The sequence below is a fragment of the Sphingomonas kyeonggiensis genome, assembly GCF_030812785.1.
GTDB classification, from domain to species: domain Bacteria; phylum Pseudomonadota; class Alphaproteobacteria; order Sphingomonadales; family Sphingomonadaceae; genus Sphingomonas; species Sphingomonas kyeonggiensis_B.
Genome location: NZ_JAUSTJ010000002.1, coordinates 1,265,348 through 1,278,486 on the forward strand (window position 1 = coordinate 1,265,348; position 13,139 = coordinate 1,278,486).

15 protein-coding genes are annotated in these 13,139 nt (G+C 68.1%); 7 read left to right on the plus strand and 8 right to left on the minus strand.

Going from position 1 to position 13,139, the window contains the following annotated elements; genetic code table 11:
* The first annotated feature begins 60 nt into the window (after positions 1 to 60).
* Positions 61 to 492 (plus strand): DUF6628 family protein, encoded by a 432-nt coding sequence (locus J2W22_RS15595; protein ID WP_307119154.1) that lies wholly within the window; start codon positions 61 to 63, stop codon positions 490 to 492.
* 59 nt (positions 493 to 551) lie between these two features.
* Here J2W22_RS15595 and J2W22_RS15600 read toward each other — a convergent pair whose 3' ends face one another.
* From J2W22_RS15600 to J2W22_RS15610, 3 genes are read right to left on the minus strand one after another with little or no spacing between them, the layout of a single operon-like run.
* Positions 552 to 1,037: a DUF2939 domain-containing protein gene (locus tag J2W22_RS15600; protein WP_307119155.1), complete on the minus strand. Its 486-nt coding sequence runs from the start codon at positions 1,035 to 1,037 to the stop codon at positions 552 to 554.
* A complete protein-coding gene (locus tag J2W22_RS15605; RefSeq protein WP_307119156.1) occupies positions 1,034 to 1,795 on the minus strand; it encodes a tetratricopeptide repeat protein in 762 nt (253 codons plus the stop codon). The genes J2W22_RS15600 and J2W22_RS15605 overlap by 4 nt, the downstream gene beginning before the upstream one ends.
* Complete coding sequence (locus J2W22_RS15610; RefSeq protein ID WP_307119597.1) at positions 1,795 to 3,099, minus strand: AmpG family muropeptide MFS transporter; 1,305 nt, start codon at positions 3,097 to 3,099, stop codon at positions 1,795 to 1,797. The genes J2W22_RS15605 and J2W22_RS15610 overlap by 1 nt, the downstream gene beginning before the upstream one ends.
* Positions 3,100 to 3,616: 517 nt before the next feature.
* Between J2W22_RS15610 and J2W22_RS15615 the strand changes: the two genes are divergently transcribed.
* Together J2W22_RS15615 and J2W22_RS15620 are read left to right on the plus strand one after the other, a co-directional pair.
* On the plus strand, positions 3,617 to 4,741 hold the full coding sequence (locus J2W22_RS15615) for an aromatic ring-hydroxylating oxygenase subunit alpha (RefSeq protein ID WP_307119157.1): 1,125 nt from the start codon (positions 3,617 to 3,619) through the stop codon (positions 4,739 to 4,741).
* A 78-nt stretch (positions 4,742 to 4,819) separates the two neighbouring features.
* Positions 4,820 to 4,969 (plus strand): hypothetical protein, encoded by a 150-nt coding sequence (locus J2W22_RS15620; protein WP_307119158.1) that lies wholly within the window; start codon positions 4,820 to 4,822, stop codon positions 4,967 to 4,969.
* On the opposite strand, the gene J2W22_RS15625 is transcribed toward J2W22_RS15620, so the two are convergent.
* On the minus strand, positions 4,966 to 5,400 hold the full coding sequence (locus tag J2W22_RS15625; protein ID WP_307119159.1) for a response regulator: 435 nt from the start codon (positions 5,398 to 5,400) through the stop codon (positions 4,966 to 4,968). The two genes, J2W22_RS15620 and J2W22_RS15625, sit on opposite strands and share 4 nt — an antisense overlap.
* Before the next feature lie 195 nt (positions 5,401 to 5,595).
* Here J2W22_RS15625 and J2W22_RS15630 point away from each other — a divergent pair, with 195 nt between their 5' ends.
* Both J2W22_RS15630 and rsmD read left to right on the plus strand, forming a co-directional pair.
* Positions 5,596 to 6,897: a pseudouridine synthase gene (locus J2W22_RS15630; RefSeq protein ID WP_373422994.1), complete on the plus strand. Its 1,302-nt coding sequence runs from the start codon at positions 5,596 to 5,598 to the stop codon at positions 6,895 to 6,897.
* Entirely contained in the window at positions 6,894 to 7,436 is a 543-nt protein-coding gene (rsmD, locus tag J2W22_RS15635; protein WP_307119161.1) for a 16S rRNA (guanine(966)-N(2))-methyltransferase RsmD, read from the plus strand. The genes J2W22_RS15630 and rsmD overlap by 4 nt, the downstream gene beginning before the upstream one ends.
* A 6-nt stretch (positions 7,437 to 7,442) precedes the next feature.
* On the opposite strand, the gene J2W22_RS15640 is transcribed toward rsmD, so the two are convergent.
* Positions 7,443 to 8,600 carry an aspartyl protease family protein gene (locus J2W22_RS15640; RefSeq protein ID WP_307119162.1) on the minus strand — a complete coding sequence of 386 codons (1,158 nt, stop codon included), beginning with the start codon at positions 8,598 to 8,600 and terminating at the stop codon, positions 7,443 to 7,445.
* Between the two features lie 61 nt (positions 8,601 to 8,661).
* Positions 8,662 to 9,918, minus strand: coding sequence for an MFS transporter (locus J2W22_RS15645; RefSeq protein WP_307119163.1), 1,257 nt, complete (start codon positions 9,916 to 9,918; stop codon positions 8,662 to 8,664).
* 123 nt (positions 9,919 to 10,041) lie between these two features.
* Between J2W22_RS15645 and J2W22_RS15650 the strand changes: the two genes are divergently transcribed.
* Entirely contained in the window at positions 10,042 to 10,227 is a 186-nt protein-coding gene (locus J2W22_RS15650; protein ID WP_307119164.1) for a hypothetical protein, read from the plus strand.
* Between the two features lie 168 nt (positions 10,228 to 10,395).
* Here J2W22_RS15650 and J2W22_RS15655 read toward each other — a convergent pair whose 3' ends face one another.
* A complete protein-coding gene (locus J2W22_RS15655) occupies positions 10,396 to 12,039 on the minus strand; it encodes an inorganic phosphate transporter (RefSeq protein ID WP_307119165.1) in 1,644 nt (547 codons plus the stop codon).
* Positions 12,040 to 12,246: 207 nt separating this feature from the next.
* Here J2W22_RS15655 and J2W22_RS15660 point away from each other — a divergent pair, with 207 nt between their 5' ends.
* Entirely contained in the window at positions 12,247 to 12,516 is a 270-nt protein-coding gene (locus J2W22_RS15660) for a hypothetical protein (protein WP_307119166.1), read from the plus strand.
* Between the two features lie 66 nt (positions 12,517 to 12,582).
* Here J2W22_RS15660 and J2W22_RS15665 read toward each other — a convergent pair whose 3' ends face one another.
* Positions 12,583 to 13,080: a hypothetical protein gene (locus J2W22_RS15665; RefSeq protein WP_307119167.1), complete on the minus strand. Its 498-nt coding sequence runs from the start codon at positions 13,078 to 13,080 to the stop codon at positions 12,583 to 12,585.
* Positions 13,081 to 13,139 lie beyond the last annotated feature (59 nt).

A 13,139-nucleotide genomic window follows, 5' to 3' on the forward strand; every position in this document is an offset into this window, starting at 1 on the left:
TTGCGATTGACTATTAATTGCACCTGAGCAAGATTTCCGATCACAGCGATCGGAGTCCCCATGACCGTCAGTGCCACGCTTACCGCCCTGCCCGAACTACAGCCCGAGGACCCCGGTGCGCGGCTGCTGTTGTTCGGCGTCCGCCAGATGGGCGCGCACGGGATTCATGATGCCTGCACGGCGCACGCCTTCGTCACGGCGTTCGGCAAGGGCTTCCAGCGCCCGCTCGTGCTGTTGCGCGCGCTGATGCAGGAGATGTCGGCGCTCTCCGCCGGGCCGATCCAGATCGCGCCCTGGTGCTGTGCGCGGATGACCGGAGCCGAGGCGGCGCTGCTCCAGGTAATCGGCAGAGTGCGGACCCAGCCCCAGCTCTCCGCTATGCTGCTCGCCGACATGCTCGGCGTGCGCGACGCCACCGGCGTGCTGATCACAGCCCATGCGCTCGCCAACAGCTTTGCCGATATGGGGCTGGCCCTCGACGCCGAGGACTAGGGTGTTTCGCTTTCAGAAGGCCGTGCTTGCCTGGCTGTTCCCCGGCGAGGAGCGCCGGACTAGAACGCGTCCGGCGGCAGGGTTATCGCCTCGAGCTTCCAGGTCGCCCCCCGCATCCGGAACGCCAGCGCCGCCCCGTCGCTCCGGGTCAGCTCGAAGCGATTGAGCGCGACGCGGCGATAGCGCATCTCGTTGGCCTTGAGCTTGATCGTGCCGGGGCGCTCGGTCTCGGCCAGCGGCGCGGCGGCGAAGATGAAGCGCATCCCCTCGGGCGAGACCGCAGCATCGACCACCGTATCGGCGATCCCCGAGCGGACCAGCGCGCCCAGCACGCCGCCGCCCTCGCCATGCATCCGGGCCGAGAGCTGGGTCTTCACGCTGCCCCGTACCGCGTCGAAATCGACATGGCTGGCCAGCGCATCGACGTCGCGCGCCTCTGCCGCCCGCTTCATCTGCCACAGCGTGTAATAGGGCGAGCCCCAGACCCAGCCGCCACCGGCGAGCAGGACCAGTACAACCAAAGCGATAAGCCAGCGCTTCCTCACGCCGTCACGCCCTTTGCGCGGAGCCCGGCCAGCGCCTCGGTCGCCCAGCGGTACATGTCGGCCTCCGCCGCGCGCTGCTGGCGATCCATCCGCTTCATCCGTTTCTCCACCTCTTCGAGCACCACCAGCGCCTTGCGATCCCAGCCCTGGTCGATCAGCAGCGCGGCATAGCGGCACCGCGCCTCCTCGCCCGGCATGCGGGTGACGACATCGGCGTAAAGCTCCAGCGCCTCTGGCTTGCGGCCGAGATGCTCGAGTGTCTTGGCGCGGAGCAGCTGCTGGCGGTCGCGCTCGCTCTGGCCGAGCGGTTCGGCGCTCTCGTCAAGCAGCGCCAGCGCCTCGGCTGCCTGCCCGGTCTCGTAGAGCGCATTGGCGAGCTTGTCCTGGGTGCGGGTGTCGGGATCGCCAGCGGTCATCCGCAGCGACTCGCGGTAGAGCGGCACGGCCTCCTCGTGCCGGCCGAGCGCCGCCAGCGCATCGGCGACGCGCAGCCGGTTCGCGGCGGTATCGGCCAGGTCGAGCGCGCTACGGGCGGCGCGCAGCTCCCGCTCGGGGTCGAGCGCGGCCACGGCCTTGGCCCGCGCGGTGCGGACATGCCGGTTCTGCCCCAGACCGGGCAGGATCTCGACGAAGAAATAGGCGATGGCGCTGACCACGGGCAGGAAGATCAACGCAGTAACCCATAGCGGGTTGCCGCCCCGGCGCATCAGATGGACGATACAGGCTACCTGCAGCGCAATGACGAGGAGATAGGGCATCAGGCTTTTGCCTCTTCCCCGCCCTCGCCTTCCGTACCCGCCGTGCCGATCGAGCGGTCGACCAGCCCGGTGCGCATCATCCACCAATAGATGAACACGCCGGGCAGCGCGATCAGCGTGGTGAGCAGGTAGAAGTTCACATAGCCCATCGTCTCGATCAGGCTGCCAGCGGTGGTGCCGGTCAGGAAGCGGCCGAGGATGCTCGCGCCCGCCGAGATCAGCGCATATTGCGCGGCAGTGAAGCGCAGGTCGGTGAGTGCGGAGAAATAGGCGATGACTACCACGCCGCCAAAGCCCGAGGCGATGTTCTCGAAGCCGATCGCACCGGCCATGCCGATGTTCGAATGGCCCGCCGCGGCGAGGGCCGCGAAGCTCAGGTTCGAGACCGCCATCAGCACCAGGCTGAGCAGCACCGAACGCTTCATGCCCATCCGTGCATAGAGCATGCCGCCGATGAACACGCCGATCATGTAGGCGAAGAAGCCCAGCGCGACGTCGTAGAAGGCGATCTCGTCATTGGTGAAGCCGAGATCGTCGAACAGCAGGCGGAAGGTGAGGTTCGCCAGCGTATCGCCGATCTTGTGGACCAGGATGAAGATCAGCACGATCCACGCGCCCTGGCGCTGGAAGAACTCGACGAACGGCCCCCAGATCGATTTCACCACCGTGGCGATGCCCTTGCGCTCGGCGGGCGGGCGGTGGCGCTCGGGCTCGCCGAGGATCAGGCCGGCGATGATCGCCGGCAGCGCGAACAGCGCGCAGACCAGATAGGCGGCCTCCCAGCCGAAGCGGGCAGCCACAACCAGCGCCACCGCGCCGGCGCCGGCGGAGCCGATCCGCCAGCCATATTGCGACATGCCCGAGCCATAGCCGAGCTGGCGCGGCTCGAGGATCTCGATCCGGTAGCCGTCGATCACGATGTCATAGGTGGCGCCGGCCAGGCCGACCAAGATCGCCGCGGTCACCATCGGCCAGATGTTGCTGGGGTCCGCCTGGGTCATCGCCATGTTGACGACGGCGGCGACCACCAGGATGCCCGCGACGATCAGCCAGGAGACGCGCTGGCCAAGTCGGCCGAGGATCGGCAGCTTCACGCCGTCGATGATCCACGCCCAGAGGAACTTGAAATTGTAGACGAGGATGGCGAGCGCGAAGGCCGTGATCGTCGCCTTGTCGATCCCGTCCTGCTTCAGCCGGCTGGTCAGCGTCGCGCCGATCATCGCGAAGGGGAAGCCGGAGGAAAGGCCCAGCGCGAAGGATGCCAGCGGCGCATTCTCGAAATAGGGCCGTACGCCCTCGGGCAGGTCGGCGCGCCAGTCTGCCGGCGCGGCCTTGCGCCCGGCGAAGAAGGCGGCGACCAGCGCGACGAGGCCCAGCCAGTATCCGATCGCGGGCTGGATCACGCTCGCCGCCAGCGCCTTGGGCGGCGAGAAGGCGGCGAACAACACCGCGAGGATCACCAGCACGCCGCCGACCGCGGCCCCGCCGACCATCAGGCTCGCGCCGCCGCGCTGGCGCCAGACGAAGCTGAAGACAAGGCTGGCGGCGACCACCAGCATGCCCAGCACGAAGGTCATCGACGGCTTGAACGCGCCCGCGCCGAACAGGAAGTCGTAGCCGTGTACCGCCAGCGGCGCCGAACCCGGCGTCGCCACGGTCAGCCAGGGCAATGCGAGCAGCGCCAATGCCGCCGCCAATGCCAGCTGTGCCGCCGGATAAGCCCATTGCGGCCGCATCCCTTGCTCCATTCCTGCTTGACCCCCACCAAATTCCAGCGCGAAACTAGCCAAAAATACGCGGAAGGCCAGAGGGAGGAATGTCATGAACGCGCCGACCGAAGGCCAATTGGCGCTGGCCGGAGTGCTGGCCCGGGGCGGATCGCGGGACGGGGGCGAGATCGCCCATGTCGCGGCCTCGGTCTATACCAGTCCCGAGCGCTTCGCCGACGAGCAGGCTTACATCTTCGCGCAGGTCCCGCTGGTGATCGCGCCCTCCTCGCTCCTCCCCGAACCGAACATGGCGATCCCGCATGACGGATTCGGAAAGCCCCTGCTGATCGCGCGCGACAAGGCGGGCGTGGCGCATGTCTTCCTCAATGTCTGCCGGCACCGCGGCACCCGCCTGGTCGAAGGCTGCGACGCGGTGCAGGGCGGGCGCCTGGTCTGCCCCTATCACGCCTGGACCTATGCGTTCGACGGCAGGCTGGTCGGCCTCCCCCGCCCCGACACCTTCCCCGGCCTCGACAAGGGCGAGTACGGCCTCAAGCGCCTGCCGACCCACGAGGCAGGCGGGTTGATCTGGTTCTCCTTCGCGGAGGAGGCCGACTTCGCCGAAGCCGACACGCTGGCGCGCGATTTCGAGGCGTTCGATCTGGCCGGCCAGCATCTGTTCCGCCGGCGCACGCACGCGGTGCAGGCCAACTGGAAGCTGATCATGGACGCGTTCCTGGAGGGCTATCACATCCAGCGCCTCCATGCCGGCACGATCGCCCCCTTCTTCAAGGACGGCGTGTCGACCGCCGACACGATCGGCCCGCACCAGCGATCGGCGGTGGGGCGCGAGGCGGCGCTGGCTGCGCTCTCCTCGAACGACTGGGCGACGCTGCGCGCGGCGATCACCTATACCTACCAGATGTTCCCCGGCACGGTGCTGGTGGTCAGCCCCGACTACATCAACCTGATGGTCCTCATGCCCCAGTCGGAAGGCCGGGTGCTGGTCGAGGATTTCATGCTGATCCCCGAGGCGCCGGCGACCGAGAAGGCGCTCGCCCATTGGGAGCGAAGCTGGGAGCTGCTCGATGGCGGCGTCTTCGCCGCGGAGGACTTCCGCGCCTGCGAGCTGGGCCAGCAGGGGCTCGCCTCGGGCGCGATCGAGCGGGTCACTTTGGGCACGCTCGAACTTGGCATCCGCCACTTCCACGACGCGGTTAACGCGCATCTCCGGTAAATTGCGGAAAGGAATTCCTCAGGATTTCGCGCATGCCGGCGCAGACGTACCTAAAAGGTACTTCGAGAGGATCACGTCATGCCGCTTCCGCTGCCGCCCCGCGAATTCCTGGACATCCATGAGGAAGACCGTCTTCCGCGTGGCGTCGGGCTGATTATCGCGTTCGGTATCGGCGCGGTGAGCTGGGCGATCGTCGTGGTCGCCGCGATTGCGCTGCTGCGCGGCTAAGCCGGGCTCAGGAACAGGCTGAAGCTGACCGGCAAGCGCCGCGGCGCCTTGGCACCTTCCAGCACCGCCTCGATCGCAGCGATCGCCGTCAGCAGGTCGCGCTGCGGATAGGGCTTGGCGAGACATCCCGCCGCCAGCGTCCGCGCTCCTTCTGGGCAACTCCCCGTCACGAACAGCACCGGCACGCCGCGCCCCTGCGCCGCCCGCGCCACGTCCACGCCGCTGCCATCGGCGAGATCGATGTCGGCCAGCACCAGATCGAGTTCCTCGTCCGCCGCTATCACGCGCAGCGCCTCCGCGCTGGTATCCACCGTCGCCGCGATCACGAACCCTTCCCCGGTCAGGAAATGCTCCGTGTCGAACGCGATCAGCGGCTCGTCCTCCACCACCAGGACCCGCTCGATTCGCCGCTTCTTCCGTCCGAACAACATCTCGCCTCAAAACCCGCCAAGCATCTGAACCCAAAGCGCTAACGCGCCATGCCCTTTCGAGGGCGCAATAATTTTTGAAGCGACCGCGACAATCGCTATATCGCGCGAGTGTCATCATCCAATACCAAAGAAACGCAGCGCATCGCCAAGCTGCTGGCCCGTGCTGGAATCGCGTCCCGTCGCGACATCGAGCGCATGATCGCGGACGGGCGAATCGCCCTGGACGGCAAGGTGCTCGATACGCCTGCCACGCTGCTCACCTCGCTGCGCGGGGTGACGGTGGACGGCAAGCCGGTCGCCGAGCCAGCCCCTGCCCGCCTGTTCCGCTATCACAAGCCCGCCGGCCTGCTCACCACCGAGCGCGACCCTGCGGGCCGTCCGACCATCTATGATCATCTGCCCGAGGGGCTGCCGCGCGTGATGCCGGTCGGCCGACTCGACCTCAGCACCGAAGGGCTGCTGCTGCTCACCACCGATGGCGAGTTCAAGCGCGAGCTCGAACTGCCTGCCACCGGGGTCGAGCGCAGCTATCGCGCCCGCGCCTATGGCAATGTCACCCAGGCCCAGCTCGAGTCGCTGATGCTCGGCGTCGAGATCGAGGGCATCCGCTACGGCTCGATCAACGCCAATATCGAGCGGCGCACCGGCGCGAACGTCTGGATCGAGATGACCCTGACCGAAGGCAAGAACCGCGAAGTGCGCCGCGTGCTCGAATATCTCGGGCTCGAGGTGAACCGCCTGATCCGCACCCGCTACGGTCCCTTCTATCTGGGCGACATGCCCCCGGGCGATGTCGACGAGATCCGCAAGGCCGACCTGATCACCTTCCGCACCGTCCTGTCCAAGCCGGGCGGTGGCAAGGCGGCCTCGAACCTGCAGTTCGCGGTGCGCTCACGCGTCGTCGAGCCCGCACCGCGGCCGCAGCCGGTGTCGGGCGGCAAGGAACCCGAAGGGCGCCGCAAGATCGCCAGGCCCGAGCCTGCGCCGAAAAAGCCGGTGTTCACCGCGCGCGTCACGCCCCAGGCCCGGGATGCCGAGGAACGCCCGCGTGCTTCCGCCAAGCCGGGCTTCGCCCCGCGCGGCGAGCGTCCGGCAAGGGGCGAGCGGAGTGAGGAACGTCCCCGCGGTCCGGGCAAGCCCGGGTTTGCATCTCGCGGCGAGCGCCCGGCAAGGGGTGAGCGCAGCGAGGAGCGGCCTCGCGGTCCCGGCAAGCCCGGTTTTGCCCCGCGCGGCGAGCGTCCGGCGAGGACCGAACGTACCGACGAGCGTCCGCGTACGCCCGGCAAGTTCGCGGCCCGTGCGCCGCGCGAAGAAGCGCCTGCCAACCCCGCCCGCGCAGCCCGTGCCCGGGCGCACCGCGAGACGCGCGAGCCGCAACCCGGCGATTTCGTCGATCGGCCCAAGGGGCCGCGTCGCCCGGATCGCGGTCCCGCCGGCGGTCGCGGCAAGCCAGGCAAGCCGGGCAAGCCCGCCCGCCCGCCGAGGACGCGCAAATGAGGATCATCGCCGGAGACTGGCGCGGCCGTCCGCTCGTCGCGCCCAAGGGGGACACCACCCGCCCCACCGCCGATCGCACGCGCGAGGCCTTGTTCTCGATGCTCGCCAGCCGGATCGGCAGCTTCGAGGAGCTGGCGGTAGCGGACCTGTTCGCAGGCTCGGGCGCGCTGGGCCTGGAGGCGCTGTCGCGCGGTGCCGCCTCCTGCCTGTTCGTCGAGCAGGACAAGGCCGCACTCGATGCCTTGCGCGCCAATATCGCCAAGCTGGGTGCCAAGGGCGCGGAAGTCCGCCCCGGCTCCGTGCTGTCGCTCGGACCCGCCCGCGCACCGATGGACCTGATCCTGATGGACCCGCCCTATGGCACCGGTGCCGGCAGCGTCGCGCTCGACAAGCTCGGCCGGCTCGGCTGGGCGGGCCCTGCCACCTGGATCAGCATCGAGACGGCGAAGGACGAGACGCCCGATATCGCCGGGTTCGAGATCGACGTCACTCGCGTTCACGGCAAGGCGCGCCTCACCTTGCTGCGCGCTGCCGGCTGAACCGGGCTAGAGCCAGGGCGCCAGCGCGTAGCTCACGTCCTGCTGGGCATTGCCGCGCTGGACGCGCAGGCTGACCTGCCGGCCCGGCCCGCCCCCGATCGCCCGCACCATCGCGGCGAGGTCGCCGCCGAGCAGCACGTCCCCTTGCTGCAGGCCGGCCTTGGCCGCGGGGCTGCCGATGCCGACGTCGGTCACCGTGGGGCGCCCCTTGACCTCGTCGATCCAGAGACCGGAGAGCGGATAACGCCGATCCTCGGCCTGCCGGCCGTTCGGAGCGGCATAGAGCTTGCCACGCGAGACGTCGGTGGTCAGGTGGAGCTGCGACAGGATCGAAAGGCCGATGATCCCGTCCTGCTTGCCATTGGTGAGCGAGCCCGGCCTGTCGACCGTGACCAGTTCGTCCTTGAAGGTGAAAGGTCCGAAGCGCACTTCGCCGGAGCGATAGATGCGGGCGGGCAAACCGTCGCCATCGCCGATGCCCAGCGCCCGGGTCGGCGCATAGGGCTTGCCGCTCTCCCACAGGCCGCTCTTCGCCGCCGAGCGCGCATTCAGGCTCAGCCCCGGCGCGCCGGTATCGACCATCAGCTCCGCCGCGAACCCGTCGATCGACGTGTCGAGCAGCAGGCGGCGGCCATTGGGCTCGATCAGCATCTGCGACGGCAGGAGCGTGAGCCCGTCGAAATCGCCCCTTCCGTCGGTATAGGCGCGCCACTCGCCCTTCACGAAGTCGAGGTCGCTGTCATAGGTGGTGAACAGGCCGGCGCCGAAGCTGCCCACGGTCTGCTGGCCGAGATGCTTGGCGATGCCCGCGAACTGCATGTTCCGGAAGCGCACCCCGCTGGCGAGCCGGACTTCGTTTGCCACATACCAGTCATGGCTGGCGACCTGATGGCCTACGCCGACGATCGGGCGACCGTCCCGCGATGCCAGCGGTACGCCCTTGGCGAATTCCTTCTCGATGAAGCTGACGGTGCCGCCGGTATCGAGGATGAAGCTGTACGGCCCCTTGCCGTTGACCATCGCGTCGATCACCACGCGGTTGCCCGAGAGGCGGATCGGATTGATCACGGGCTGGCGCGGCGCGGCGAGTGCAGCCGTACCGGGCAAGGCGGCGCCCCCCGCCAGAGCGATGCTGCCGCCGATCATCCTGCGCCTGTCGATCATTCCGTCTGCTCCGTTCCAGTCGCTGCGGAGGCTAGGATGGCCCGATTACGGATTGATGTCGCTATCGTTTCCGAACCAGCAGCAGCCCGACCAGGCTGAGCATGCCGGCGCCGGCGAGATAGTAGCCGACCCAGCTGAGCCCGCCCTGCTTGACCAGCGTCTCGGCGATCAGCGGCGTGAGCCCCCCGCCCAGGATGCCGCCCAGGTTGAAGGTGACCGAGACGCCGGTATAGCGCACCCGCGCCGGGAACAGGCTGGGCAGCCAGCCGCCCAGCGGTCCGTAGACGAAGCCCATCACGAACAGCCCGAAGGCGAGCCAGGCGGCGACGCTCAGCAGCGATCCCGGCACCAGCAGGGTCGCCATGGTCATGCCCACCGGGATGGTGAACAGGCAGCCGAGCATCAGCACGCTGTTCGCGGTGCGCTTGTCGGCACTGATCCCCGCGGTGACGATGCCCGCCGCCATGAACAGGATCGCCAGCAGCTCGATTCCCAGGAACGTCTCGCGGTCATAACCCAGCGTCTTGGTGCCGTAGCCGATGATGAACACGGTCGAGATGTAGAAGAGCGCGAAGCAGGCGACCGTGCCGACGGTGCCGGCAAAGGTGGCGAGTGCGCTGGTGCGGAACAGCTCGCCGATCGGCACGGCGGGCGGGGCTTCCTTCTCGCTGGCGGCGACGAACTCGGGCGTCTCGGTGATCTTCAGGCGTACCCACAGGCCCAGGAAGACGAGCACCGCGCTGGCGAGGAACGGCAGGCGCCAGCCCCATTCGCGGAATGTCGCCTCGTCCATCACCGCGCCCAGCACCAGGAAGAAGCCGTTGGCGAAGATGAAGCCCACCGGCGCGCCCATCGGCGGGAAGCTGCCATAGCGGTTGGCCCAGCCCGGCGGGGCGTTCTCCACCGCGAGCAGGCTCGCCCCGCCCCATTCGCCGCCCAGACCCAGCCCCTGGCCGAAGCGCAACAGGCAGAGCAGCAGCGGCGCCGTCCAGCCGATCAGCGCATAGCCGGGCAGGAAGCCGATCAGCACGGTCGAGATGCCCATCAGCATCAGCGAGGCGACCAGGGTCGACTTGCGTCCCAGCTTGTCGCCAAAATGGCCGAACAGCACCCCGCCCAGCGGCCGCGCGAAAAAGGCGACCGAGAAGCTGGCATAGCTGGCGAGCTGGCGAATCCAGGGCTCGCTCGCCGGGAAGAACAGGTCGGGGAAGACGAGCGCCGCGGCCGTGGCGTAGATGTAGAAATCGTAGAACTCGACCGACGTGCCCACCAGGCTGGCGAACAGGATGCGGCGGTGCGATGCGGCGGCTTTGGTCATGCCCTCTCCCCTAATCGCCTCCTCCTTGGCTCCAACCGGCGCAAAGGGGAAGCCCGTTCATCGGCGGGACAGTTTCGCACGCGTACCGGAAGCACCACAGCGACCGGGATAGGGAGACGGGCGATGGGTGAATCGGCAGGCAGGCGGCTGGCTTTCGCCATGCTGTTCGCGGTGCTCGCGGGTCTGCTGGTCGCCTTCTGGAACCCGATCGACGGCATCAAGGCCGATCTGCGCGCCGACAGCCAGGGCTTCAAGTTCAGCATCGAACTGGCGACGCACCTGTTCGAAGTGGGGCTGAAGAAGCTCTAGGCCGGGCCAATCGGCCGCCTCGCCATTACCCACGCCGTCACCCCGGCCTTGTGCCGGGGTCCACTGCGCCGCGCGCTATGCCGGCAGAGCCTCTTGTCCATGACGCGCCTCCCGGTGGGCCCCGGCACAAGGCCGGGGTGACGGGTTGCATCGGTCTATAGCGCAGGCTTACAGCCCGAACGCCCGAACCGCGTTGAGCATCAGCCAGTAGAGGCAGCCCGACAGCGCCATTGCCGCCGGCAGGGTGAGCAGCCAGGCCAGCGCCAGGTTGCGCAGCGTGCGCGGCTGGAGGCCATGTCCGCTCGCCACCGAGGCGCCGGCGACGCCCGAGGAGAGGATGTGCGTGGTAGAGACCGGCATGCCGAAGCGGTCCAGGCCGAAGATGGTGCTGGCCGCGACCAGCTCGGCCGAGGCGCCCATGGCATAGGTCATGTGCTGCTTGCCGATCTTCTCGCCCACCGTCACCACGATCCGCTTCCAGCCGATCATCGTGCCCAGGCCGAGCGCCAGCGCCACCACCACCTTCACCCAGAGCGGGATATAGCGCGTGCCCGCCTCGAGGCTCTTCTGGTAATCGGCCACCGCCTTGAGCTCCTCGGGCTTGTAGCCGTCGGGCTTCTTGGTGACGAGCTTGGTGGTGTCGAGCACCAGGTACATGTCGTTGCGGACATTGCCAGTGGCTTCCGCCGGCACCTTGCTCAGCGCGCCAAAGCTCTGGACGCGGGCGGTGAGGTCGCCCGACAGGCTTTCGAGCGCCGCGAACACTTCCGGCGTATCGGCCTTGCGCTGCTGGAGCGCGGTGGTCAGCACGATGCGCGCCTGGGCCGGCGCCATTTCGGGCACGCCGCCGCTGCGCGCGTCGAACACCGCCTCGGCGATATGCGCGGTCTGCACATAGGCCGGAGTGGCGCTGGCCGACTGGGTGCGGTTGAGCGCATAGGCCGTCGGCGCGCAGCCGATCAGGATCAGCATGATCAGCCCCATGCCCTTCTGGCCGTCGTTCGAGCCATGGCTGAACGAGACCGCGGTGCAGGTGAAGATCAGCGCGCTGCGGATGCCGATCGGCGGCGCGGTGTTGGGCATCGGCGAGGTGTAGAGCTTCTGGTTCTTCAGGAAGAGCCGCATCACGAACAGCAGCGCCATCGCCGCGAAGAAGCCGATCAGCGGCGCCATCCACAGGCCGGTCAGCACCTTCTGCGCCTGGCTCCAGTCGACGCCGGCAGTGCCGCCGCGGGAGCCCGCGTTGATCAGCTGGTTGGCGAAGCCGACGCCGAGCACCGAGCCGATCAGCGTGTGCGACGAGCTGTTGGGCAGGCCGACGTACCAGGTGCCGAGGTTCCACAACACCGCGGCGAGCAGCAGCGCGAAGATCATCGCGAAGCCGCCCGAGGAGCCGACGTTGAGGATCAGCTCGACCGGCAGCAGCGTGATGATCGAATAGGCGACCGCGCCGCTCGAGAACATCACCCCCAGGAAGTTCCAGAAGCCCGACCAGACCACGGCGAAATGGGCGGGCATCGAATTGGTGTAGATCACCGTGGCGACCGCGTTGGCGGTATCGTGGAAGCCGTTCACGAACTCGAAGCCGAGCGCGATCAGCAGTGCCAGGCCGAGGAACAGGAACACGCCGGTGGCGAGCTCCTCCCCCACGCCGCGTGTGTCGGTCAGCACGCTCCATCCGGCGAAGACCAGCCCGCCGACCATGATCGCTGCGAAGAGCAGCTTGGCCAGGGGGTGGGTCTTGTAGTCGAATCGAGGTCCCGGCTGCGGTTGGTCAACCGGCGGGGCTTGGTCCAGAGCGAGTGATGCCATGATGTGCGCGCCTCTGGCCGGAGGGTGTGACAGCGTTATGACAAACGCATGACACGGCGATGGATCGGTGCATCGGCAACATCCGGAAACGCGATTGCGGGTCGGCGCCGGACCGGCGGATTGGCACCGAAAGCGCCCCAACTTGCTTTGCAAAACCTGGGGGTTGGTCGGACAACCGGAGCGCCCGTTGCTGGCAAGGAGACAAGAATGAAGGAACTTTCATTGCTCGCCGCCTGTGCAACGCTGGCCCTTGCGGGTTCGGCGATGCTTCCGTCCAAGGCCATGGCGCAGACCATCCCGGAATGCCTGCCGGAGCTGAGCCCCGAAGCGCCGCCGCCGAATCCGGAGGACAATTGCGACGAGGTCGGCAATCCTGAGGAAGGCGGCACCGACAATCCGCCGCCGCCGCCTCCGCCGGGCTGGCCCAACCGCTTTGTCCAGGCCGATACGCTCTATGCACGTGAGCTTTCGGTCTAGGCCTGTCGTTGACGGACGGTTGGGCGTGCTCGTGCCAACCGTCCGGTTGCGCCACGGCCGATGCCGTCAGAAGCGCAGCTGCATATAGGCCTTGGGCCCTGGCTTGATCCCGCGATTGCCGCCCGGCACGCTCATGAAGCCGCGTCCGCGCAGCCGCCGCAGCCAGGCGAAGCCCATCTCGACGCGGTCCGACGCCTCGAAGCTCAGCCGCGCTCCGGCATAATGCCGCGCATCGCGCACCATGCCGCGCTCCGCATCGAAGCGCGGCGCCTGGGCCACTGCGCTCAACCCCAGCCAGGTATGGCCAATCACCCGCTTCTGCAGCGAGAAACCATAGGTCGCGCGGGTCTCGTCGGCGCGCCATCCATCGCTGCTGCCGCGCACCGTGGTGCTGGTCCGTAACCAGAGCCCCGCCACGCGTTCCTCGGTCTTCACCCGGATTTCGGGCCGCATCACCAGATAGGCGGTCTGCGCCGCCGCGATCGCCTGCGCACAGGCCGGCGCGCTCGCGATAGTCGCTACTGCCCCGACAATGGCCCCCAGACCCGTCCCCGATATTCTCATTATCCCAGCCCCCCAGCTGCGGGATTTGGCCGTCAAACCATGGTTGACGGCAATTCAGT